16 protein-coding genes, 1 tRNA gene and 3 rRNA genes are annotated in these 23,369 nt (G+C 70.0%); 8 read left to right on the top strand and 12 right to left on the bottom strand.

Annotated features, from left to right (window positions below; all coding sequences use genetic code 11):
• Positions 1 to 2: 2 nt before the first annotated feature.
• Complete coding sequence (locus E8A74_RS17100) at positions 3 to 1,151, bottom strand: efflux RND transporter periplasmic adaptor subunit (protein WP_136930087.1); 1,149 nt, start codon at positions 1,149 to 1,151, stop codon at positions 3 to 5.
• Positions 1,148 to 2,467, bottom strand: a complete 1,320-nt coding sequence (locus E8A74_RS17095) for a TolC family protein (RefSeq protein ID WP_170229184.1) — start codon at positions 2,465 to 2,467, stop codon at positions 1,148 to 1,150. The genes E8A74_RS17100 and E8A74_RS17095 overlap by 4 nt, the downstream gene beginning before the upstream one ends.
• 220 nt (positions 2,468 to 2,687) lie before the next feature.
• Between E8A74_RS17095 and E8A74_RS17090 the strand changes: the two genes are divergently transcribed.
• The 4 genes from E8A74_RS17090 to E8A74_RS17075 all read left to right on the top strand — a co-directional run bounded on the left by E8A74_RS17090 (position 2,688) and on the right by E8A74_RS17075 (position 8,317).
• A complete protein-coding gene (locus E8A74_RS17090) occupies positions 2,688 to 3,356 on the top strand; it encodes a response regulator transcription factor (protein ID WP_136930085.1) in 669 nt (222 codons plus the stop codon).
• Positions 3,353 to 4,762, top strand: coding sequence for a sensor histidine kinase (locus E8A74_RS17085; RefSeq protein WP_136930084.1), 1,410 nt, complete (start codon positions 3,353 to 3,355; stop codon positions 4,760 to 4,762). The genes E8A74_RS17090 and E8A74_RS17085 overlap by 4 nt, the downstream gene beginning before the upstream one ends.
• A 257-nt stretch (positions 4,763 to 5,019) precedes the next feature.
• On the top strand, positions 5,020 to 6,828 hold the full coding sequence (locus E8A74_RS17080) for an acyl-CoA dehydrogenase family protein (RefSeq protein ID WP_232379619.1): 1,809 nt from the start codon (positions 5,020 to 5,022) through the stop codon (positions 6,826 to 6,828).
• 133 nt (positions 6,829 to 6,961) lie between these two features.
• Positions 6,962 to 8,317, top strand: coding sequence for a sigma 54-interacting transcriptional regulator (locus E8A74_RS17075; protein ID WP_136930082.1), 1,356 nt, complete (start codon positions 6,962 to 6,964; stop codon positions 8,315 to 8,317).
• Position 8,318: 1 nt separating this feature from the next.
• Here the strand turns inward: E8A74_RS17075 and hutI are convergent, their stop codons facing one another.
• Together hutI and nagZ are read right to left on the bottom strand one after the other, a co-directional pair.
• The gene (hutI, locus tag E8A74_RS17070; protein WP_136930081.1) at positions 8,319 to 9,578 is read right to left on the bottom strand and encodes an imidazolonepropionase; all 1,260 of its coding nucleotides are present in this window, start codon (positions 9,576 to 9,578) and stop codon (positions 8,319 to 8,321) included.
• Positions 9,575 to 10,684 (bottom strand): beta-N-acetylhexosaminidase, encoded by a 1,110-nt coding sequence (gene nagZ, locus E8A74_RS17065; RefSeq protein WP_136930080.1) that lies wholly within the window; start codon positions 10,682 to 10,684, stop codon positions 9,575 to 9,577. Before nagZ ends, hutI begins: the two co-directional genes overlap by 4 nt.
• Before the next feature lie 251 nt (positions 10,685 to 10,935).
• Here nagZ and E8A74_RS17060 point away from each other — a divergent pair, with 251 nt between their 5' ends.
• Complete coding sequence (locus E8A74_RS17060; RefSeq protein WP_136930079.1) at positions 10,936 to 11,775, top strand: CAP domain-containing protein; 840 nt, start codon at positions 10,936 to 10,938, stop codon at positions 11,773 to 11,775.
• A gap of 5 nt (positions 11,776 to 11,780) precedes the next feature.
• On the opposite strand, the gene E8A74_RS17055 is transcribed toward E8A74_RS17060, so the two are convergent.
• From E8A74_RS17055 to E8A74_RS17040, 4 genes are read right to left on the bottom strand one after another with little or no spacing between them, the layout of a single operon-like run.
• Positions 11,781 to 14,252 carry a S8 family serine peptidase gene (locus E8A74_RS17055; protein ID WP_136930078.1) on the bottom strand — a complete coding sequence of 824 codons (2,472 nt, stop codon included), beginning with the start codon at positions 14,250 to 14,252 and terminating at the stop codon, positions 11,781 to 11,783.
• A 21-nt stretch (positions 14,253 to 14,273) separates the two neighbouring features.
• Positions 14,274 to 15,809, bottom strand: a complete 1,536-nt coding sequence (locus tag E8A74_RS17050; protein ID WP_136930077.1) for an acyl-CoA carboxylase subunit beta — start codon at positions 15,807 to 15,809, stop codon at positions 14,274 to 14,276.
• A gap of 18 nt (positions 15,810 to 15,827) precedes the next feature.
• The gene (locus tag E8A74_RS17045; RefSeq protein WP_136930076.1) at positions 15,828 to 17,228 is read right to left on the bottom strand and encodes a VWA domain-containing protein; all 1,401 of its coding nucleotides are present in this window, start codon (positions 17,226 to 17,228) and stop codon (positions 15,828 to 15,830) included.
• A gap of 10 nt (positions 17,229 to 17,238) precedes the next feature.
• A complete protein-coding gene (locus tag E8A74_RS17040; RefSeq protein ID WP_170229183.1) occupies positions 17,239 to 18,060 on the bottom strand; it encodes a TlpA disulfide reductase family protein in 822 nt (273 codons plus the stop codon).
• Positions 18,061 to 18,142: 82 nt separating this feature from the next.
• Here E8A74_RS17040 and E8A74_RS17035 point away from each other — a divergent pair, with 82 nt between their 5' ends.
• The 3 genes from E8A74_RS17035 to tadA all read left to right on the top strand — a co-directional run bounded on the left by E8A74_RS17035 (position 18,143) and on the right by tadA (position 20,005).
• Positions 18,143 to 18,676 carry a hypothetical protein gene (locus E8A74_RS17035; RefSeq protein ID WP_136930074.1) on the top strand — a complete coding sequence of 178 codons (534 nt, stop codon included), beginning with the start codon at positions 18,143 to 18,145 and terminating at the stop codon, positions 18,674 to 18,676.
• A gap of 651 nt (positions 18,677 to 19,327) precedes the next feature.
• A tRNA-Arg gene (locus E8A74_RS17030) sits at positions 19,328 to 19,404 on the top strand.
• 64 nt (positions 19,405 to 19,468) lie between these two features.
• A complete protein-coding gene (tadA, locus tag E8A74_RS17025) occupies positions 19,469 to 20,005 on the top strand; it encodes a tRNA adenosine(34) deaminase TadA (RefSeq protein WP_211365383.1) in 537 nt (178 codons plus the stop codon).
• On the opposite strand, the gene E8A74_RS17020 is transcribed toward tadA, so the two are convergent.
• The 4 genes from E8A74_RS17020 to E8A74_RS17005 all read right to left on the bottom strand — a co-directional run.
• Positions 20,002 to 22,359, bottom strand: a complete 2,358-nt coding sequence (locus tag E8A74_RS17020) for a transglycosylase domain-containing protein (protein ID WP_136930073.1) — start codon at positions 22,357 to 22,359, stop codon at positions 20,002 to 20,004. The two genes, tadA and E8A74_RS17020, sit on opposite strands and share 4 nt — an antisense overlap.
• Before the next feature lie 248 nt (positions 22,360 to 22,607).
• Positions 22,608 to 22,724 (bottom strand): 5S ribosomal RNA (rrf, locus tag E8A74_RS17015).
• Between the two features lie 276 nt (positions 22,725 to 23,000).
• Positions 23,001 to 23,117, bottom strand: a 5S ribosomal RNA gene (gene rrf / locus E8A74_RS17010).
• Between the two features lie 129 nt (positions 23,118 to 23,246).
• Positions 23,247 to 23,369 (bottom strand): 23S ribosomal RNA (locus E8A74_RS17005); the annotation flags it as partial.

Genomic DNA, 23,369 nt, shown 5'->3' with positions numbered 1-23,369 from the left:
CTTCACCCCTCGACGTCGAGCGCGTTGAGCAAGAGAAGCGCGCCGCTGCTCACCACACGCTCGCCGGCACGCACGCCGGAGAGCACCTCCGCGCGCTCCTTCGATTGGCGGCCCACCTCCACGCGGCGCCGCTGGTACGTGCCGGAGGTGGTCTCGACGAACACGACCGATCGCGCCCCGTCGCTCACGATCGCCGAGGCCGGGACCCCGACGACCGTCGCCTCGCCGGGCGGCATGAAGAGCACGCTCACGAAGGCGTTTGGCCGGAGCAACTTCCGATCGTTCTTCACGCGCACGCGCACGGGCACGGTTTGCCGTTCCGGATCGACCACGTCCGACACGGACTCGATCGTGCCGGAGACCCCGGCCGCCGCGCCGTCGGGGAAGCGGATCTCGGCCGTACGCCCGGGCGTGAGCGCGGGAGCATCTCGCTGCGCGACGTCCGCGAGGACCAGGACGTCTCCGAGATCGGCTACCGTGGCGATGGGTTTGTCCCCGTCCGGCCCAACCTGCTTGCCGGGCGTCGCGTCGAGCTGCACCACGGTGCCGGCCCGGTTCGCGAGCACCCAGTACGACGTGGCGCCGGCAGTCTTGATCGAGAGGCTGCGGATCTTCTCCGCCGCCGCCTGCGCCGCAAGCCTTGCCTCGTCGAGCTCGCTCTGCGCCACCGTGAGCTCGTTCTGCGACGCAGCGCGCGCCTCGACGAGCTTCTCGATCCGCTCGACGACGGCCTTGCGCGTCTTGATCGCGAGCTCGGCGGCGCGCCGCTCGTGCTGGAGCGTCGGCAGATCCGCGGTACGCACTTCGATCAACCGATCCCCCTCAGCCACGCGATCGCCGAGCCGCACGTTGACGCTGACCACGCGCCCGGCGAGCGGCGCGAAGCTCGGCGCCGTCAGGCTCTCCACCGTGGAGACACGCGCCGTCACCGGCGGCAACGGCAAGGGCTCCCCCGCGGTGGCCTCGGTGGTCGCAAACTTCATCGGGCCCGGCGCGGACGGGTCGAGCGCCACGACATCGTCAGCGGCCGCGAACGGCGGTCGCGCCTTGTCCTGCGGGCTCCTCTGGCACGCGGCGCCTGCCCCGCAGAGCAGCACGAGCGCGAGAGCGGAGAGGGTTCGTCGTCGGGGGCTTTCGTGCGTTCGGTTCATCGGGGGTCCTCGTTCGTCCTTCCAAGCTCGGCGGCGATCTCGAGCGCCGCGTCGAAGGCTTCGGCGAAGCTCTCGGCCTCGGCCACGACGAGCTCGCTCACCGTGCGCCGGGCCTGAATCACGTCGGTGAGCGGCAAGAGGCGGCCCTCCGCCGCGCGCGCGAGCTCCTTCAGCGTCCCCTCGGCGCGCGGCAGGATCTCCTCCGACAACGAGCGCTGGCGCTTCTTCTGCGCGGCGAGCCGCTGCTCGAGCACGGGCAGCCGCGAGCGGCTCGTCTCCAGGGTCTTCTGCCGCTCGGCCGAGGCGCGTGTGCGCTTCGCCTCCGCGGCCGCGAGCTCGGCCTGTCCGTGATCGAAGATCGGGAGCGGGATGCTCACGCTCAAGTTCAGGCTGTTCACATGGTTGCCCGAGATGACGAACTGATCCCGCAGGTAGCCGAAACGCACCGTGGGATCGGGGATCGCCTGCGCCTTCGCCCATCGCGCCTCCGCGGACGCGGCCTCGCCGTACGCCGCAAGCGCGCGCACGTCGGGCCTGTCCTCGATGCGCCCAGCGACGCCCACACGCTCGATCCAGCGCGCGAGGAACGTTCGTGCCGCGCCCGCGTCCGCGAACGGCTCGCAGGGCGCGCCGAGCGTCGCCGTGCAGTCGGCGAGCGCCGTGCTCACCTCGCTCTCGGCCGATCGGACGTTCTGCTCCAGGCGGCTCGCCTCGATCTTGAGCCGCTCGACTTCGAGCCCCGACGCGAAGTCGGCCGCGAGGCGCGCCTCGCCGAGCTCGGCCTGCTTGCGTCCCTCGTCCGCCATGCGCCGCAGGCCTTCGAGCCGCATCGTCGTGGCCGCGAGGACGCCGAGCGTCCGCGCGAGCGAGAGCGCCCGCGCGCGCACGTCCGCGGAGAGCCCGGCCCGCGCCGCGCGTTCGAGCGCACGCGCCCGATCCTGCAGCGGACCGCGCTTGCCGAGCGGGAACGTGTAAGCGAGCGAGACGCCGTAGTTCGGCACCTGCGTCATCGGCGACGAGAGTCCCGGCGGGTTCGTCGGTCCGATCGGGATCGTCCCCCAGCTCGCTTCGAGCGTGGGGTTCGGCAAGGTATGGGACTTCTTCACCTCGGCCGCGGCCAGATCCACTTCGAGCGAAGCAGTCTCCACGCCTCGCGCACGAGCGCGCACGAGCGCCTCCAGCGCGCCGAGATCGAGCTCGGCGCTCGGGCGGAGTGCGGCGTCGTGCGGCGCGCTCGCGGCGCCCGCGGCGAAGGCGAACGACAAGCTCACGGCGAGGGCGAGCGCCGCGCAGGGCCAGGGTTTCCGGTGGGCCATGCTCATCGGGGTACCGTCTAAGGCCCTGCGCACAGGCGAGCATGAACGGCGGATGAAGATTCCTTCAGCCTCCTCGTGCGCTTGCGACGGAAGATGAAGCGTGCATGAAGAAGTCTTCATCTGCGCTTCCACGCCGCCGCTGGAAAAACGCGCGTTCGAGGGGGACCACGGTCCGCGCGCGAACGGCGCTCGGTCGGCGTCACGCTAAGCTCGAACCCTGATGAAAATCCTCGTCGTGGAGGACAACAAGAAGCTCGCGAGCTTCTTGTCGCGGGCGCTCAGCGAGGAGGGCTACGCCGTCGACGTGGTCGCCGACGGCGCCACTGCGATCCAGCAAATCCAGGCGCTCTCCTACGATCTCGTAATCCTCGACTGGATGCTCCCCGAGATGGACGGGCTCTCGGTGTGCCGCACCGTAAGGCAGAGGGGCTGCCAGGTGCCGATCCTCATGCTCACGGCGCGCGCCGAGGTCCCCGAGCGTATCGCCGGCCTCGACGCCGGCGCCGACGACTACCTCGCCAAACCCTTCGATCTCGGCGAGCTGCTCGCGCGGGTCCGCGCGCGTGGGCGTCGCGCGTCCTTCGTCGACACCGTCCTCCGCGTGGGGCCGCTCGTCGTCGATCGCGCCGATCGCCGCGCCACGGTGGACGGGCGCCGCATCGATCTCACGCCGCGCGAGTTCGCGCTCGTCGCTTACCTCGCGCGCGAGGCGGGCCGCGTCGTTCCGCGCACGGAGCTGCTCGCGAAGGTGTGGGAGACGAGCTTCGATCCCGGCTCGAACGTGGTCGAGGTGCACGTGAAGAACATCCGCGAAAAACTCGGCCCGAGCGCCGCCCTCATCGAGACGGTGCGCGGGATCGGCTACCGCCTCTCCCCGAGCGGACCATGAAGCTCAAGAACCGCTTGAGCCTCGCCGTCACGGTCGTCAGCGCCGCGACGCTGCTCACCTCGTTCCTCACGGTCTACGTCCTCGTGCGCCGCGACGAGACGCGCGATCTCGACCTCGCCCTCGCAGCGCAGGCGCACGCGCTCGCGCAGATCGCGGACGCGAAAAACCCGGGTCGGCCCGCGGTGCTCGACGGGGTCGCCGAAGTGCCCGAGAGCCTTCGCCCGACCCAGCGTTACATCGCGGTCTACGACGAGCGCGGCGCGCTCCTCTCGGCGACGATGAACTTCGCCAGCGAGGTGCCGAGCTTCGAAAGCCTCGGGGCTTCGACTGCGTTGCCCACGGAGGGTGTGCCGGTCGATCTCGATGTGAACGGCAAGGCCCTCCGCGGCGTCACCGTGCCCGTCGGAAACGGGGGCGCCGCACTGCTCTACGCTGCCTCGCGCCGGACCGTCGACGATGACGCTAGCTTTCTGCACCGCACCCTCGGCGTGCTGTTCCTCTCGGCGACCGTCGCGACCGCGCTCTTCTCCCGCTGGCTCGGCGGCCGCCTCGCGGGCGACGTCCACGCGATCGCGCGCGTGGCGCGCGAGGTCGAGCGCGGCAACCTCGAGGCGCGTGTCGGCGGCGGCGCCCACGGCAGCGCCGAGACGCGCGCGCTCGCGGCGGATCTCGACCACATGATCGAGCACCTCGGCGCGCTCGTCGCCGCGCAACGCCTCTTCGTCTCGCACGCGGCCCACGAGCTCCGCTCGCCGCTCTCCACGCTGCGCGGCGAGCTCCAACTCGCGCTGCGCAGGCCCCGCGACGCAGCCGGCTACCAGCGCACGATCGAGGAAGCGCTCGTCGACGTCGAGGCCCTCTCGCGCCTCTCCGAGGACCTCCTCGCGCTCGCGCGCGTGCAGGCGCCGCACTCGCAGGGCTCCGACGTCATGGCCGTCGGAGACATCGTCGCCGACGCGCTCCGCCTGGCGCGCGGCCCGGCCGAGGCGCGGCGCGTCTCGCTCGAACAGGCGCCGGAGACCACGAGCACGAATGGGCCCCTGCTCGTCCGCGGGGATCGGGGCGAGATCATCCGCGCGCTTCGAAACCTCGTCGACAACGCCGTCGCGCATGGCCCCGCGGAGTCACCGGTCCTCACCACGATCACGCGCCGCGACGCCTCCGTCGAGATCGCCGTGATCGACCGCGGCCCCGGCGTCGCGAAGGAGGACGAGCCCCACATCTTCGAGCCGTTTTACCGGGGCACGAGGGATCGCGGCGACGACCGCCCCGGCGCTGGGCTCGGCCTCGCCATCGCGCGTGGCATCGCGCGAAGCCTCGGCGGCGACGTGTGGCTCGACGTCGCCCACCAGAGCGGTGCGCGGTTTGTCCTGTCGCTCCCCGCGATCACCGACGCCGACGCTTGACCGGACGAGCCCGATCGCAGCCAAACGTACGTCGGGACGATCGCAAAGCGGCCCTTTCCGGAAATCTTTTCGCAACAGGATGTTTCGTGCGCGAAGAAGATTGACGCAGCGCATCGCCATGCTACCCGGACACGAGCCGATCGACCGTTCGCTGCGCGCATCTGCCGAACTCGTTGATGAAAACGCGCGCTACCGAGGAGGCCCCCGTGTCGAACCCGCAAGCAAGCCAGAATCGCTATCGAGCCGACCTCCGCGAGATGAAGTTTTTGCTCTTCGAGCAGTTCCGCCTTGGCGACATCCTCGGACGCGCGCCGTTCGAGGCCTGGGGGGTCGACGAGACCTCGATGGTGCTGGACGAGACGTACAAGTTCGCCTGCGAGGTGCTCGGGCCGCTGAACGCGACGGGTGACCGGTCCGGGTGTCGCCTCGAAGGCGGGCGCGTCTACGCGCCCGAGGGCTTCAAGGAGGCGTGGGACAAGCTCTACGAGGCGGGCTGGAAGAACGTCTCGGTGAACCCCGATTGGGGCGGGCAAGGCGCGCCGCACGCGGTCTTCGCGCTCGTCGAGGAGATCCTCTCGGGCGCGAACACGGCGTTCAACATGTACCCCGGCCTCGCGCACGGCGCGGCCGAGGTGATCCAGCTCTTCGGGACGGCGCGGCAGAAATCGCTGTTCCTGCCACGCCTCTACGGCGGCGCCTGGGGCGGGACGATGTGCCTCACGGAGCCGCACGCGGGCTCGGATGTGGGCTCGTCGCGCACGACGGCGAAGAAACTCGACGACGGCCGCTACCAGATCCGCGGGACGAAGATCTTCATCTCCGGCGGCGATCACGACATGGCCGAGAACATCGTGCACCTCGTGCTCGCGCGCGTGGAGGGCGCGCCGCCCGGCACGAAGGGCCTGTCGCTCTTCATCGTGCCCCGCCTCCGCGTGAAGGACGACGGCACGATCGAGGGCTCGAACGACGTCGCCGTCGGGAGCATCGAGCACAAGATGGGCATCAACGGCTCGGCGACGTGCGTGCTCAACTTCGGCGAGAACGACGGGTGTATCGGCGAGCTCGTGGGCGAGATCGAGAACCACGGCATGGCGCAGATGTTCAAGATGATGAACGGCGCGCGCATCGCCGTCGGCGTGCAGGGCGTGGCCGTCGCGTCGAGCGCCTTCCTGAACGCGCTCGATTACGCGCGCGACCGCAAGCAAGGCCCGTCGATCGACCACTGGAAGGATCCGACGGCGCCGCGCGTGGCGATCGTCGAGCACGCAGACGTGCGGCGGATGCTGCTCGAGATGAAGGCGAAGGTGGAGGGCATCCGCGCGCTCATCGTGAAGCTCGCGCTGCACCAGGACCTCGTGCACGTCCACCAGGGCTCGGACGACCAGAAGGCCCAGTACCACCAGGGCCAGGTCGATCTGCTCGTGCCGCTCGTGAAGGCGTACGGCTCGGATCAAGCCTTCCGCGTCTGCGAGATGGCGATCCAGACGTACGGCGGCGCCGGCTACATCAAGGACTACCCGGTCGAGCAGTACTGCCGCGACGCAAAAATCTTCTCGATCTACGAGGGGACGAACCACATCCAGGCGATGGATCTCGTGGGCCGCAAGCTCGCCCAACGCGGCGGGCAGAACCTGCAGGAGTTCCTCGGCGACGTGGCCGCGTTCGTGCAGAAGCACCAGGGGCACCCGACGGTCGGTCCTTACCTCGCGGAGCTCGGCGCCGCGCAGGAGGCGCTCGCGGGCACGGCGATGCGGATGCTCACGTGGTTCCAGACGGGCCGCATGGCGATGGTGCCGCTCGCCGCGAACCGCTTCCTCGAAATGATGAGCGTCGTCGCGGTGGGTTGGCTCTTGCTCGAAGGCGCCGTGCTCGCCGCGGAGAAGGCCGCCGCGCTGCCGAACGACGAGTCGTCCGCGCGCGATCGCGCCTTCTACGAGGGCAAGCGCCACGCGGCCGCCTACTACGCACGCCACGTCCTGCCCGAGGTGCGCTCCCACGCCGAGATCCTCGGCCGCGAGGATCGCTCGCCGCTCGACATCCCCACGGACGCGTTCGCCTCGCTCTGATCGTCCTTCCCGCGTTCGGGGGCAACGCTCGCACGAGCCGAGCTACGCCCCCGAAACCCCCGTCGACCTCCGGGGGCACCTCGCGTCTCCACCCTATAAAACCCCTCTGCGCAGCCGTATGCTTTCGGCTGTCATGAAGCCGTTGGTTCACGAGACGATCGAGGAGCAGGGCGAGCCGCTCGTGCCCGCGGGCGAGCCGATCCCCGGCCTCGTCGGGATCTTCTCGTGCAAGGCCCCGCAGTTCGTGCCGCTCAGCCTCGCGCGCGGGCCCATCGAGCTTGGCCGGACCACGCATGGCGCCCTGCTCGACGACGACCGCCTTTCCCGGCTCCACGTGCGCGTCGAGCACGAAATCGGGCGGTTTGTCGTAACGGACCTCGCGAGCCGCAACGGCACCTACGTGGACGGCGCGCGCGTGCAGGACAGGGCGACGTTCGACGCGCCCCGCGTGCTCCGCATCGGCCGGACGATCTTGATCTTCGTCGCCGACGTCCGCCCCTACCAGCAGGGGACGGTGACGACGCGCGGGGACATGATCGTGGGGCCGCGCCTCGCCGACGCGCTCGCGCGGGTGGCCCGGTCGGCCACGCTGGGCAGCATGCTGCTCGTCACGGGCGAGAGCGGATCGGGCAAGGAGCTCGCGGCGCGTCATTTCCACGTGTCGTCGCCCCGCGCGACGGGCCCGTTCGTCGCGGTCAACTGCGCGACCATCCCCGTGGGCGTCGCCGAACGGCTGCTCTTCGGCGCGCGCAAAGGCGCATACTCGGGCGCGACGAACGACGCCGAGGGGTTCGCGCAAGCCGCGCACGGCGGCACGCTCTTCCTCGACGAGATCGCGGAGCTCGAGAGCGGCGTGCAGCCGAAGCTCCTGCGCCTGCTCGAAGTAGGCGAGATCCTGCCGCTCGGCGCGAGTCGACCCGTGAAGGTCGACATCCACGTGGTCGGCGCGACGCTGAAGAACCTGCGCGCCGAGGCCGCGAAGGGCCGCTTCCGCGAGGACCTCTACTACCGCATCGGCAACCCCGAGGTGCGCCTGCCGCCGCTGCGGGAGCGGCTCGAAGAGATGCCGTGGCTGATCCGCGCGACGCTCCAGAAATCGGGCGCGACGCTCGAACCCCATCCGCTGCTCGTCGAGGCCTGCGCCCTCCGCGCATGGCCCGGCAACGTCCGCGAGCTCTCGCACGAGCTCCGGCAGGCCGCGGAGAACGCGCTCGCCGCGGGCCGTACGGTCGTCGAGGCCGGGGATCTCGATCCTTCCGCCGGTCTCGTGCTCGTCGACGACAACGAGTCGGGCCCGCAGAACGCGTCGAAGCCAAGCGACCAGCGGATCGCGGAGGTCTTGCGCCGCGAGCGCGGGAACGTGTCGGCGGCCGCGCGCGCGCTCGGGATGCATCGGACGCAGCTCCGGCGCTGGCTCGCGCGGCGAGGCGGTTATCCGCAGGCGGTCATGCCCGACGAAGGCGGGCACATCACCATCGACACGGAGTGAATCAGCCGAGCGAAAACGGCGTTTGCGCGGCGATCGGCGCGCCGTCGCGGAGGACGGTGAGGGCCCGCGAGACGCCCCAGGGTTGAACGAGCGCGTTCTCGTGCGGGAGATCCCAGGCGACGAGGTCGGCGCGTGCGTCCGGACGAACCACGCCCACCACGTCCGCGAGCCCGAGCGACGCCGCGGCTTCGCGGGTCGCGCCGAGGATCACCTCGGGCACCGTGAGGCCGTACAGGCGCGCCGCGAGGGCGAGCGCGAGCGGCAGGCTCTCGGTGGGCGCCGTGCCGGGGTTCGCGTCGCTCGCCACGACGAGGCGAACGCCCGCGGCGCGGAGGAGCGCGATCGGCGGCGGATCTTGCCGCAACGTGAAGCTCGCGACGGGGAGGAGCACGGCGCGCACCCCGGCCGCGGCGAGGGCCCGCGCGCCCTCGGGGCTCACCTGTTCGAGGTGATCGGCGGACGCGGCGCCAAGCTCGGCCGCGAGCTCCGCGCCCCCGACGTCGGCGAACTGGCCCGCGTGCACGCGCACGCCGAGCCCGAGCGCTCGTGCACGCGAGAGAACGGGGCGCGCTTCGTCGACCGAAAACGCGGCTCGATCCACATACACATCGACGAACTGCGCGAGGCGCCGCGCCGCGATGGCCGGCAAGGTGCGCTCACGGACGGCCTCGATGTACGCGCCGCGATCGGCGCGCGCCTCGGGCGGGATCGCGTGGAGCGCGAGGAACGTGGGCACGACGCGCGGGAGATCCTGCCGCGCGGCGGCGCGTTCGAGGGCCTCCAGTTGCTTCGTCTCGCCGGCCTCGTCGAGGCCGTAGCCGCTCTTCGCCTCGACGGTCGTGACGCCGAGCGAGGCCATGCGCCGGAGCCTCGCGGAGAGCGTCCAGTCGATCTCGTCCGGGCTCGCGGCCCGCACGGCGCGCATGCTCGACACGATCCCGCCGCCCGCCGCGGCGATCGCCTCGTACCCCGCGCCCGCGAGCCGGAGGGCATACTCCCCGTCCCGCGAGCCGACCCACGGGGCATGCGTGTGCGCATCGACGAGGCCCGGCGTCACGAGCGGCGCAGGTTCGCCGGACACGACCGGGAGCGCGTTGCGACGCGCGAGCACGTCCTCGCGCGGGCCGACGTCCACGATCACGCCGCTCTCGACGGCGATGGCTCCGTCTTCGATCACGCCGAGCGGATCGGCTTCGGTGGCCCGCGCGGGATCACACGTCACGAGCCGACGCGCGAAAAGGACGAACGAGCGCGCGTTCACGCGACGCCCGCCTCGGCTGCGCGCCGCGTGATCTCCTCGTACAGCGCGACCGCCTCGGGTCGACCCATGCGCGAGGCGAGATCTGCCGCGTCGGGCGCGGGTTTCGGCGGCATCCGCAGGCGTGCTTCGATGCCGCGCCCTGCAGCCTCCAGACAACGCTCGCGGAACGCGGGATCACGCTCCGCCTCGACAACGAGCGCGGCGAGCGCGCGCTCTTGCCACGCCAGGTTCGAGCAGATGAGCAACACGTCGCAGCCCGCGCGCACCGCCGCGGTGGCCGACGCCTCGACCTGGTACTGCGCGGCCACCGCCGCCATCTCCAGATCGTCCGAAAAAAGCACGCCCCGGAAGCCCACGTCGCGGCGAAGCAAATCCGTGCACACGGCGCGCGAGAGCGTCGCCGGAACACTCGCGTCGATCGAGGTGACCACGATGTGCGCCGTCATCATCGTGCCGAGCCCCGCGCGCGCGGCGGCGCGGAACGGCACGAGCTCGATCGCGTCGAGGCGCTCCTTGCCGTGATGAACGATCGGCAAGCCGACGTGGCTGTCGACGGAGGTATCGCCGTGCCCGGGAAAATGCTTGCCGCACGAGAGCACGCCGGCGTCCTCCAGGCCGAGGCCAAAGGCCACCGCGAGCTCGGCGACCTCGGCCGGGCCACGCCCGAACGCGCGATCCCCGATGATCGGATTGTCCGGATTCGAATCGACGTCGAGCACGGGCGCGAAGTCCAAATTGAACCCGATCGCCGCGAGCTCCTCGCCGATGAGCCTCCCTGTGCGACGCGCGAGCGACGCATCGCCTACGGCGCCGAGCAAGCGCATGGGCGGGAGCTTCGGGAACGGGCTCGGCATCCGCGCGACGCGCCCGCCCTCCTGATCGACGCCGATGAACGGCGGGACGTACGGCTCGGCAGCCTTGCGAATCGCGCAGCAGAGCGCGTGGGTCGTCACGACATCCGGGACGTTGCGCCGGAACAGGATGGCGCCGCCGCGCAAGCCCGCGCCGAGGGCGTCGGCATAGGAATCGGGCAAGGTCGTGCCGGGAAATCCGCCAACGATGAGCTGTCCACAGAGCTGCGGGAGGGTGAGGTCGGAGGGTCGCATCGGGGGCCTCGACGCGAGGGTTAGCCGAGCGAGGCGCCCGCCGCTACCACGCGGCGCGCGATTGCTTATGCTGGGGCGCGAGGCGCGTGGCGATCCGAGACGAACGAACGGGCAGAGGGGCGGAAGGCCGCCGATCGGCGTTCGTGCTCGTGGCCCTCGCCGCAGGCTGCGGGAGCCCCCCGGCGCTCGACGCGAACGGAGCCGCCGGCGAGCGCTCAATCGGGATCCGAAGCGCGATCGCCGGCCGGCCCATGAGCCGCGGAGACGCCGAGCGCTACATGCTCGACCTCATCAACCGTGATCGCGCGGCGCAGGGCCTCTCGGCGCTCCCCTGGGACGAGACCGCGGCGCGCGCAGCGCGACGCCAGGCCGAGGACATGGCGGCGCGCGGGTTCACGGCGCACTGGGGCTCGGACGGGTCGGTGCCGGAGCAGCGCTACACCGAGGCCGGCGGCGAGGACGTCGCCTTCGAGAACGTCGGCTGTTTCGTGGATGCGAGCGCCTCGCCGCTCGCGCTCGACGCGCCTTACATGGCGGAGGGGCTCGATCGGTTCCAGCGCGCCTTCATGGACGAAGCCCCCCCGCACGACGGCCACCGCCGCAACATCCTGTCGCGGTGGCACACGGCGGTGGGCGTGGGCGTGGCGCAGGTCGAAGGCAGCCGCATCCCCTGCGTGGCGCAGGAGTTCGTCGATGATTGGGGTACGTACGAACATCTGCCCCCGAAGATCTCGGTCGGCGAGTTCGTCGACATCCGCGGCGAGCTCCGCGCGCCGGCCGAGCTCGCCATCGTGGGCATCTCGCGGATCGACGCGCCGGGCCCGCGCGCCCCGCAGGACCTCAACCAGACGAGCGACTACCTCGTCCCCGAGGCGTACGAGGCCTACCTGCCGCGACGCCTCAAGACGCCGTTCCCGCGCCCCCGCGGCGTGCTCTCGCTCCTCGGGAGCACGTTCTCGCTCGGGACCTACCTCGACGACGAGGGCAAACCCGGGCTCTACGAGATCAGCATCTGGGCGAGGTTCCCAGGCGTGAACGAGGAGCGCCTCGTCTCGCTGCGTACGATCGACGTCGGGTCGCGCGCGCCCTGATCCGCTCAGCCCGCGGCCTTCCGCGAGCGCCTGCGCCACAGCCCGATCCCCGCCAGCGCCACGCCGATCGACGGCCCGAGCGGGCTCTTGCTCGACGTGCGCGCCTCCTCCGACCAGGCGCAGCCGCCCGAGGTCGCGTCGAGCGTACCGTTGGACCGCCAAACATCCTCGCCAATCGCGAGCTCCCGCGGCGACTCGATCGACCGGCCGGCATACCGCACGTCGACGATGAGCTTCGAGCCGGCGCTGCCGCGCTCGCCCGCGACGGCGAACCGGAAGAGCCCGTGCCGCACCTTCGTGATCGGCTGCACGATGACCCCGCCCGTCACCGAGAGCTCGAGCTCGGTGCCCGCGATGCCGCTCGCGATCTCGCCGTCCTCGCGCCGAAGCTCCACCGTCCCCCACACGGGCCACGTCTCATCGGGCCGCGCGTACGCGCTCGACAGCACCCACCAGCTCTTTTCGACGCTCGGCGGGCCCGATGACGCCTGCTCCTCCTCGAACGCGCGCCGCGCCCCTTCGAGGTCGAGCGCGCCCACGCCGAGCTGCGTCTCGTGCCGCACGGTCCCCTTCGGCCATCGCGCGCCGGCCTGGAGCAGCTCCGTCACGCGCGCCTGCGTCAGCGTGGACTGCCCGTTGCGCTGCCGATCCAGCTCGAACAGGAGCGCGACCGCGCCCGCCACGTGCGGCGCCGACATCGACGTCCCCGCCGTGACCGCGTGCGTCTCGTCGACGACGTAACAAGGCTCCCCCTTGGGACAACCGGATCCATCGAAGAGGCTATTCACGACCGTGCGCGGATCGGCGTCGCGGCTCATCGCGGCTGCGATGAACCCGCCCGGCGCGCTGATCTCGGGCTTCGCCACGCCGAACGGCGTCGGCCCGGCCGCGCTGAAATAACAGACGTCGTCGGGCTGCCAGTCGATCCCGTTCGCCGGCACGAGCTGGATCGGCTCGGTCGTGAGCGGATCCCAGCCGATCCGGTTCAACGTGCAGCCCACGGCGAGCAGGTTCGGGTGGCTCGCGGGAATCGAGATCGTCCCTTGCCGTACGGCCTTTTCGAACGCGAGCCCCGCCCCGCCCGACGGCGCCACGTCCCTCTGCCCCGTCACCCAGAGTTGCGCGTCGCCGTGGCCGGAGAGCCGGATCGTGAACGCGCCCTCGTCCCACGCGCCGAAGAACGCCACGACCGCGCTGTTCGTATCGGCCGACATCGACGTATTGCCGTTCACGAGGCGGTTGATCACGGCCGCCGACGTCTTGCCTTCGCCCTGATACCCGAGCTCGTCGCCCGGCTCGACGAGCCGGATCCAGCTCTCGCCGCCGGGCGCATCGAGCCCAACGCTCACCTCGTCGCCGGGCCGGAACGTGATCCACACGTAGCCCTTTCCGTCCTCCGATTTCGGCGTCGCGATGGGCACACGCACCTCGGCGCCCTCCGTCACGCGCACCTCCGTGTGGATGCCGAAAGGCCCGCGATCGCCGTGCCCGTAGAGAGCCCCGCTGTTGCCTGCGGCGGTCACGATCGCGCGGCCGGGTTTGTCGTCGCCGATGAGCGCGGCGAGGCCCTTTTCGAGCGGGCTCGTGCCGTCGTGCGGCCCGAAATCCGCGCCGACGCTGAGGTTCACGACCGTCGGCAAGCCGAGCTCCTCGCCGACCTCGAAGATGAACCGCGCGGCGTTGAGAACATCCGTCTCCTTGAAACCTCCCGTCGACGGAGGGCTCGCGATGACGAGCGTCGCCTCGGGCGCGATTCCCACGTATTTCGGCGTGCCTCCGTTCATGAGCCCGCCGTTGCCCGCCGCGATGCTCGTCACGTGCGTCCCGTGGCCCTCGATGTCGCGCGGTAGATCGAGCTTGGATTGCCCGCTCATCATCGCGTCGAGATCCGCGCCCGAGAACACGGCGCACAGGCCTTGCGGCGTCGAGCCGTCGCAGCCGAACCGCTCCTCGATCTGCGGGTGCAGCCCCGCTGGCTTCCTCCCCCACTGAAGCATCCACGCGACGCGGGTCTTGCCCGTCGCCGTGCGGAAGTCTGGGTGCGCGACGTCGAGCCCCGTATCGATGATCCCGACGACCACGTTTTTGCCCGTACCCATGCTCGTCGCTGCGCGGAACACACCGACGCGCGTCCACGTCCCCGACACGTCGAGCAGCGGCAGGAGTGGCGGCGAGATGGTGAGCGCGAGATCGGGGTGCGCGGCGGCGAACGTGTCGACCTCCTCGGGCGCGAGCCGGATCGCGCCCACGCCCGGCGCGACCTCCAAGACTCCGAGCGAACGCGCGTCCTTGCCCGGTGGAAGCATCACGCTCAAGGCCACGCGGCCAGAGTCGTCCGCGAGCGGGTGGACCTTCGTCGGCGAATGCAGGAGCCGCACGAGGGATCGCGCAGGCGCGCCGTCGGCGCGGGCGAACGTGGCGGAGAGGAGGATCAGCGGCAGGGCCGCGGAAAACGCGAGGAGCGGGCGGGCACGCACGGGCCCATCTTACCGCATGGCTCAGACGGGCGGCACGATGTGCTTCTTGCGCGGCCGCTCCTCGACTTTCCCGGCGTACCGGGAGAATCGACGCGCGATCTCGTCGCGCAGCGCCGTCGTCGGCACGATTCCGTCGATCACCATCTCGCTCGCGAGCTTCACGAGATCCACGTCCTCGCGGTACTCGTCGCGCAGGCGCTTCACCATCGCGTCGCGCTCGGGCCCTTCGGGGACGGCTTGGATCTTGTTATAATACACCGCGTTCACCGCGGCGCTCGGGCCCATCACGGCGATCGAGGCGCGCGGCAACGCGATACACGCGTCGGGCTCGAACGCCGGCCCGCACATCGCGTAGAGGCCCGCGCCGTAGGCCTTGCGCACGATGACCGAGAGCTTCGGCACCGTCGCTTCGCTCACGGCGGCGATCATCTTCGCGCCAGCGCGGATGATGCCCTGCTTCTCGACGACCGTGCCGATCATGAAGCCCGGCACGTCGGCGAGGTAGAGCAGCGGCACGTTGAACGCGTCGCAGAGCCAGATGAACCGCGCCGCCTTGTCGGCCGAGTCGACGAAGAGCACGCCGCCCTTGTGCTTCGGCTGGTTCGCGACGATGCCCACGACGCGCCCGTCGATGCGCGCGAAGCCCGTCAGGATCTCCTTCGCCCAGAGCCTCTTGATCTCGACGAAGCTGCCCTCATCGATGACGGCGTCGATCACCACCATCATGTCGAACGGCTTGTTCTCATCGACAGGGATCAGCTCTTCGAGCGGCTTCTGCCCCGGCTTCGGCGGCTTTGCTTCGATCTGCGCCGGCGTCTCCGTGCAGTTCTGCGGCATCATCGCGAGGTAGCGCTTCGCCCAGGCGATCGCCTCTTCCTCGCTCTTCACGAGCACGTCGCCGCAGCCCGATTCCGAGCAGTGCATGCGCGCGCCGCCGAGCTCTTCGAGCGTCACCTTCTCCCCGATGACCATCTCGGCCATGCGCGGCGACCCGAGGTACATGCTCGCGTTCTTGTCGACCATCACCACGACGTCGCAGAACGCGGGGATGTACGCGCCGCCCGCAGCCGAGGGCCCGAACAGCAAGCAGATCTGCGGAATCTGCCCGCTCATCTGCACCTCGTTGTAGAAGATGCGCCCCGCGCCTCGACGGCCGGGGAACATCTCGATCTGGTCGGTGATGCGCGCGCCTGCGGAGTCGACGAGGTAAAACAGCGGGCAACGCTGGCGCGCGGCCGTCTCCTGGATCCGCAGGATCTTCTCCACCGTGCGGCGGCCCCACGACCCGGCCTTCACCGTCGAGTCGTTCGCCATCACGGCGACCTGGCGACCGCCGATCGTCCCCGTCCCGATGATCACGCCGTCGGCGGGCAGCTCGGGATCAACGGCGTTCGCCAGCGCGGCGTCCTCCACGAAGCTGTTCGCGTCGAAGAGCAACTCGATCCGCTTGCGCGCGAAGAGCTTCCCCTGCTCGAGGTTTTTCTCGTGGTACTTGGGCGCCCCCCCGCGCTCCACGCGCGCGGAGAGGTCACGGAGCTTTTGATCGTCGAGCGACATGTCCCGCGCGGCATAGCGCTACTTTCGCCGCGCCAAAAGCTCCCTCGCCGCGCCCTCGAGTTCACCGGCGGTCCGGGCCACGAGGACACGGCTCGCTGCGGCTGCATACCGCGGCATCGCGCTGTCTCCGGTGCCCCAGGTCGCAGGCGGCTCGGGGCAGATCCAGAGCACCGATCCCGCGCGCCGGACGAGCCGCTCCACGACCGAAACCTCCTCCGGAAGGAAATTCGTACGCCCGTCCCCCAGGATCACGACGGTCGTGCGCCGATCCACGCCGCGCCCGAGCCGCTCCTCGAACGCGACGAGCGCGCGGCCGTAGTTGGAGTTGCGCGTCCGATCGACCACGCGCCCGCTCTCGATGGCCGCGAGCGCCGCTTCGGGTGACTTCCGCTGGAAGAGATCGGTCGTCTCGCCGACGTCGCTCACGAACACGAACGAGCGTGTCTCCGCGAAGAGCTCCTGCGAGGCCGCGACGAGCTCCAGCATGAAGCGCGACGCGAGCCGCACCGAGTCCGACACGTCGCAGAGCAGCACGAGGCGCGGCTTGTCCCGGCGTCGCACGCGCCGCGCCGGCCGGAACGGGATCCCTCCCGTGCGCAAGCTGCGGCGGAGCGTGCGATGCGGATCGATCCGACCTCGCCGGCTGCGTTTCTTCCGCACCCGCTCGGCGCCTCGCAGCCGCTCGGCGAGCCGCCGCAACGCCCGCCGCACCTCGGCCATCTCCTCCGGCGAGAGCGATGAAAACGGCCGATCGACGGCCCGCGCGGCCTGCTCGTCCGCCTCGCCGAGCTTGCGCGCGAGCGACACCTCCACGTGCGCCCGCACGCGCCGCTTCATCGCGTCGAGCTCCTCGCGCAGCGCCGCCGCGAGCGCGGCCCCCCGCTCCTCGCCGAGCGCCTCGCGCAGCGCATCTCGCATCCGCGTGAGCGCGCTCCCGAGCACCGGGATCCCGAGCCTCTTGTTGACCTCCTGCGTGAAAAACCCGGTCTGCAGCGCGCCCGTCATCGGCGCGAGCGCGCGCGCGATCCCCGCCGACGCAAGAAGCTGATCGAGCTCCAGCGCCTCCCCGGTGAACGCCAGCATCCCCGCCGCGTCCCCCGACGCGCGTTGCGCCGCCGCCGTGAGAAGCTCCCGCAATGCGGCGAGCTCCGCCTCGGAGAAACCTCGCACCCGGAGCCGACTCCAGAGGTCCCCGAGGTGCGCGCGCTCCTCCGCGAAAAACCTGTCGAAACACGCCCGGAACAGCGTGAGCTCGTCCTTCTTCGTCGCGAGCACCGCGCCAAGCCCGTCGCGCAGCGTCTGCCGATCGGAAAAGCCCACGAGCGCGGCCACGCGCGCCGCGTCGATGGCCTGCGCCGTCGAGACCGGCAGGCCCTCGCGCCGCAGCACCCACAAAAGCTCGTCGAGGACGCGTAACACGCTCGTTCGCTCAGCCCGATGGCGAGGGCTCGGCGAGCAGGCTCGCGACGACCTTCTCGAGCGTCGCGCTCTGGCCGGGCCCGAATCCCACGAAGACCTCGCGGATGATCCCCTTCTTGTCGACCACGAACATCGTCGGCAGCGAGCGAATCCCGTACAGAGCGGCCGTCTTGTCGTCGGGATCCGAGGCCACGGGGTAACTCATCTTGAGCTCCGTCGCTGCCTTCTCCGCGACCCCCGAAGGCTCACCCGTGAGCCCCACGATGGAGAGGCCTTTGTCGCCGTACGCCGCGTGAAGCCGCGACAGATCCTTGGAGATCGCGCGACACGGCATGCACCACGAGGCCCAAAAATCGACCACGACCACGCGTCCGCGCAGCTTGCCGATGTTGTCCGGTACGCTCCCTGCCACCTTGTCGAGCGGCTTCCACGTCGGCGCGAATGTCCCGATCTTGTCGAGCCGCAGGACCTCGTCCGCGCCGGGATGCGCGATCGGAACCACCAGGTGCTCGCGCTCGGCTGCGCCGCGCCGGACCTGCAGCTTGAGCATCGCGCCGGGTCCCACGATCGCCACGCGCGCGATGAGCTGCTCCGGTTTGTCGAGCGCGACGCCGTCCGCCGAAAGGATCACGTCTCCATCGACGATCCCGCCCGAGCGCGCGGGCGAGCTCGTCACCACGTGCTTCGCGACCACCCCTTTGCCCGCGGGCCCCTGCGCGAGCTCGATCCCGATCCACGCGCGCCGCGCGGCTTGATGCTCGGCCGATGCCTGCTCCGCCGGGGCCATCGTCATCGCCGTGACGACCCCGATCCCGAGCAGCCCGCGGAGCACGGCAGCCTTCGCCCGAGACCGTCCTCGGCGGGATTTCGCCCGGGAATCAGCGCTTTGCATCGTTCGAGTGTAGCATGCGGCCATGCGCTGCTCCTGCCGAGCGCTCGCTCTCTCCGCCACGCTCACGGCCGCTTGCACGCCTTCCGCCGACACGAATAGCTCCTCCGCCGCCGATCCTTCGGCATGGTCGACCGAAGGCGCCGCGCCGCGCCCGACCTCCTCCGCCCCGACCGTCTCCACGGCGCCGCACCGCTGGGAGCTGGCCGATCGGCTGAGCTCGCTCCGCAAGGCCACGCCCCGGGCGCGCTCGCAGCACCTGGCGGGCGAACACGACGCCGAGGTCCTCGCCAACGACGAGGCCGCCGCCTACCCGGCGCTCGGCCCGCAGCGACCGCTCACCGCCGGCGCGGTCCTCGTCGAGGCGCTCTACACGGCGGGCAGCTCGGACGTCGCCCTCTACTTCGCGATGGCCAAACGGGCCTCGGCCCAGGGTGGGGAATGGGAGTACCTCGTCGTACGTGCCGACGGCCAGGTCGAGCAACGCGGACGGCTCGCATTGTGTGAGCGTTGCCACACCGAGGCCCCCGACGACCACGTCTTCGGTCGGGCGCGCTGAACCGCGAGGTACGCAAACGTTGCGGCCTTCGTCGGGGACCACGACACCGATGCCTGGATCCGCGGGAACGGCGTCCCCCGTTCCAGCACGAAACCCGCGAAGAAACGCCCGCATTCCTTGGAGAGCGCGTGCCGGACGGGGGAACCCGGATCCGATGGCACGGCTGCTGCTCTAGTCGAGGTCGCTGCATCGTCGGTCTCCGGCGGTGCTCGCTTACCTTCCTCTGCAGGACTGCTTTTCCTCGAGAGCCCCGGCTCCGGCCGCTGCTTTCGCTTATCCCCCGGGTGTTGGGCTACGTCCGGCGGATCGCTTGGCTTACGACACTTGGCTTGCTGACGCTTGGCTTGATCGTCTGACTTCTTGGCTTTGCCTCTCTCCCTCGACATCGCTTGAACGGCCTTGAACGAGCGTACAAAGCGCGCGGCGGCTCCCCTGGACCGCCGCGCGTTGCTTTTTGTGCGTCCACGTCCGGGAGATGGCTCAAAAATCTCCGCGCAAAATGCCCCGAAAAACAGGGGCCGTCGAAAGGCCGGACGATTTCTTCTTGACAGAACCGCCCGGGCCGCTTAAACGCCCCACCTCGTTGTCGCGCAGCAATACGCGACGCACCCGCGGGGGAACTCGTGTATCCCGTGGTACAACTTGACGATTGCGCCCATAGCTCAGCTGGATAGAGCATCGGCCTACGAAGCCGGGGGTCGGAAGTTCGAATCTTCCTGGGCGCGCCAAACCCCTCTCCCATCCCATCCTTTCGAGCGCCTCGAGCAGCTCGCATGACGGATGGGCCTTTTGATGACGAGCTCGGAGAATCCCACAGCGTTCGCGGACGCCGCGACCGCCGACGAGCAAGCCCTCGCACGCGACGCGGCATTCATGCGCGCGGCCATCGAGGAGGCCGTGGCGGCTGCCAACTCCGGTGACGTGCCCGTCGGCGCGGTGCTGGTGGACGCGGCGGGCACGATCGTGGGCCGCGGGCGCAACCGGCGCGAGCTGCTCCAGGACCCGACGGCGCACGCGGAGGTCGAGGCCCTCCGGGACGCAGCAAGGCACCGCGGCGCCTGGCGGCTCGCCGGGCTCACGGTGTACGTGACGCTCGAGCCCTGCCCCATGTGCGCCGGCGCCCTCGTCAACGCGCGCGTCTCGCGCCTCGTCTACGGCTGCACCGACCCCAAGGCCGGCGCCGTCGACACGCTCTTCACGATCGGCCGCGACCAGCGCCTGAACCACCGCTACGAGGTCCAAGGCGGCGTCCTCGCGGACGAATGCGCCGGGCTCCTGCGCGCCTTCTTCGCCCCGCGCCGCAAAGAAAAGGCCGACCCCGGCCGCTAGTCCTCGGGCGGCTCCGGCGCCTCGCCGTTGCCCTCGCTCGCCGGCGACCCCTCGCTCCCCGAGGGCTCTTGCGAACGCGCGGCGCGCTCCGGCGCGGGCTGTCCGCGGACCACGGTCTCGCGCAGCCCCTCTTCGAGCTCCTCGTCGCTGATCCACTTCCGGCGATGCGCGACGTCCATGAGCTTGCGCAGGTAGTTCATCCAGCCTGGGCTCACGGCGCCGCCGATCGCGAAATGCTGCTGCTTCGGGTTCGGCAGGATCGACGAGATGTAGAGCGCCTGCCCGAGCGAGAGCTCGGAGGCCGACGTGTTGAAGTAGTACCGCGCGGCCGGGCCGATCCCGTAGATCATCGGGCCGAACTCGACGACGTTGAGGTAGAGTTCGAGGAGCTGCTCCTTCGTGAGCTCCTGCTCGAGGTAGGTCGTGAGCACGGCCTCCTGGAGCTTGCGCGATAGGTTTTTCACGCGGTCGAGGTAGAGGTTTTTCGAGAGCTGCATGCTGAGCGTGCTCGCGCCGCGCACGAAACGGCCTTTGCGCAGGTTCTCCCGGATGGAGTTGCGGATGGCCTCGTTGTCGAAGCCGCTGTGCCGCCGGAAGCCGCTGTCCTCCGTGGTCAGTACGGCCGTCTCCATGAAACGCGAGATCACGCTGTACGGCACCCAGCCCGGCGTGCCGGGCCCGCTCTCGATCTCGACGCGCTCGCCGGCCGGGCCGAGCACCGAGCGGCGGAACGGCTTGCGCCACCGCGCCGCGTCGACCTCGGGCGGCACCTCGGTGATCCGACACGTGTTCGAAAGATCCCACGCGACGTCGAAATCACGATCGAGCTTCGCCGTGTCGAAGCGCGTATGTCCTTTGATCGCCAACGATCCGGCCATCCGCATGCCCGCGATCCGCGGCACGAGCCCCCGCGGCGCGGCGTCCATGATCGACTGGCACGCCGTGAGCGGCACGTCGAACTCGGCGCGGACGCGGTGCCCCTCACCCACGCGATCGTAGCGGCCGTGCGCGAGCAGGCGCACGGCGCCAAGATCAACCTCGCCCTCGTCGACGCGGATCGACGAGCCGTCGAGCGCGGTCTCGCCGCGAAGCCGAAACGCGAGTTCGAGGCCCGCGATCGGCTCGTCGGAGAGCGCGTCGCTGCGAAGCGAGAGGTTTTGCACGCGGCCGTCCCCGTCCACGCGGAGCTGCTTGCCATCCGCGGAGAGGACGAGGTGCGAGCGCGTCGTCAAGGAGGTCTTGGCCACGTCGAAGAGGCCGAAATCCCCGTCGCGGATCCCCAGCGTCGACAGGTACAGGGGCCCGCCCTTCACATCGGCGACGATCTCGCCGTCCGCCTCGCCAAATGGAACGCTCAGCGAAAACGTGAGCGCTTGCTCTTCTTTTTCAGCGTGCGCGCGCGGCGAAAGCTCGACGAGCATGCGGCCCGCATCGCGGCGAACCACGAGGGATCCCGGGCCGAGGTTCAGCGCGTCGCGCCCACGACGAACCTGCGCGTGAAGGCTGTCGAGCTCGACCTTCGCCCCCTGTTCGAGGACGGCGTCGAGCAAGGTCGCGCCGCGGACGAGCTGCGCTCGCACGGCGGCGCCTCGCTGCGAGGCTTTCCCATGCTTGGGTGCCGGCTCGCGCGCCTCGCGGGACGGAGATTCGTTCGACGGTGCGGGCGCGCCCTCGACGGGCTTTGCTTCCTCGGGCGGTGCCGGCAGGGTGAGGGTCGCGTCGAGCGAACGTGCCGAGAGAGCGGCGACGCGGTACCCACCTTCCTGCTGCTTGATCAGCGTGAGATGGCCGCCTTGCACGGCAACGGCGACGGGCCCGACGGTGATCGTCGCCTCGGCCGCCGAGAGCCCGACCTTGCCCTCCTGGCGGGCGAAGTTCACGTCGCTTGCGCGAACGGACTCGGTGGGTACGTCCCGGCGGTCCTGCCAGGTGATACGCAGCCCCTCGAATTCGGCGTCTGTCTTGCCTGCGCTCGAGCTCTCCCCGCCGCCCGTGGAGGACCTCCCGAGGTACCGTTTCTGCCACTGCTCGGCCTCGCGGAGCACGACGTCACGCGGCCCCACGGCGGAAACGTCGCCTCCTTGCAGGGCGATCTTCTTGCCGCTCCAGCCGAGCGCGACGTCGATCGTCTCGAACCGCACGTGCGCGCTGGGGACTTCCGGCAACGAGACCTGCACGCCGCGCAGCTTCACGCCGTGCAGCGAGGGACGCACTTCGTCGATCTCGACCGCGGCGCCATAACGTTCCGCGGCCCGCGCGGCCTCGTGGCGCACGATGGGGCCGAAGGAAACGACGGCCGCCAGTGTTGCGACCGCGCCTCCTGCCAGTGCCAGCTTGACGCGCCGTGAAGCCACGAAACCCTTGCCTAGGGTAGCAACGCCTGTCCGCAGGAAAATAAATCAACGAGCCGAGCTGCAGATCAACGAAGCGATCTGAACCACATTCGGCAGCCAGGCGGACGGACGGTCGAGGGACAGGAAGCGGCCCAAGGGCGACGGCCGCGGGCCGCGGGGCACGAGGCCCGGAGGCCTGGCGCGTGCGCGGACGTGAGATGATGGAAAAAGAAAAGCCTGCAAGCTTTCACTTGCAGGCTTTAGAAAAGACCCGGCGGCGTCCTACTCTCCCACTGAGTCACCCCAGCAGTACCATCGGCTCCAAGGAGCTTAACTTCCGAGTTCGGGAAGGGATCGGGTGTGGCCTCCTCGATATCACCACCGGAAACTATGTGTCTTCACGAAGGCCCCGTTGTGGTGAGGTTGTCTTCGTGGTCGCGACTTCTTTGCAGCTTCAAACCGCGGGTCCGCAGGACATGAAGCGCTCGAAATCACATTCGAACAGGCGCGCAAACGCTCGCACTCATTGATGGACCGGCAGCGGTCCAAGCAACGAATGGCACGGGATTGCGGGCACGAAGCCCGGTGCGCGGTTCGCCCGTGAACGCGAGGTTACAGAAAAGAAAAGCCTGCAAGTTTTCACTTGCATGCTTTAGAAAAAGACCCGGCGGCGTCCTACTCTCCCACTGAGTCACCCCAGCAGTACCATCGGCTCCAAGGAGCTTAACTTCCGAGTTCGGGATGGGATCGGGTGTGGCCTCCTCGATATCACCACCGGAAAATTTGGGTGTCCACGAAGGCCCCGTGGCAGTGGGGTTCTCTTCATGGTCGCGTCCTATCGCAGCTTCGAGCTGCGCGGATTCGGTCACCCGAACTCCGCGCGCGAGCTTCAATGTTGCCTTAGAGGTATGGTCAAGCCGCACGACCGATTAGTACCGGTTAGCTCCGCGAATTACTCCGCTTCCACACCCGGCCTATCAACCTCGTGGTCTACGAGGGGTCTTTAGGAGCCTTGCGGCTCGGGACACCTA

The organism is Polyangium fumosum, from assembly GCF_005144585.1.
Taxonomy (GTDB): Bacteria; Myxococcota_A; Polyangia; order Polyangiales; family Polyangiaceae; genus Polyangium; species Polyangium fumosum.
Note: the sequence above shows the minus strand (reverse complement) of the source record. Positions and strands in the feature narration are given on the sequence as shown.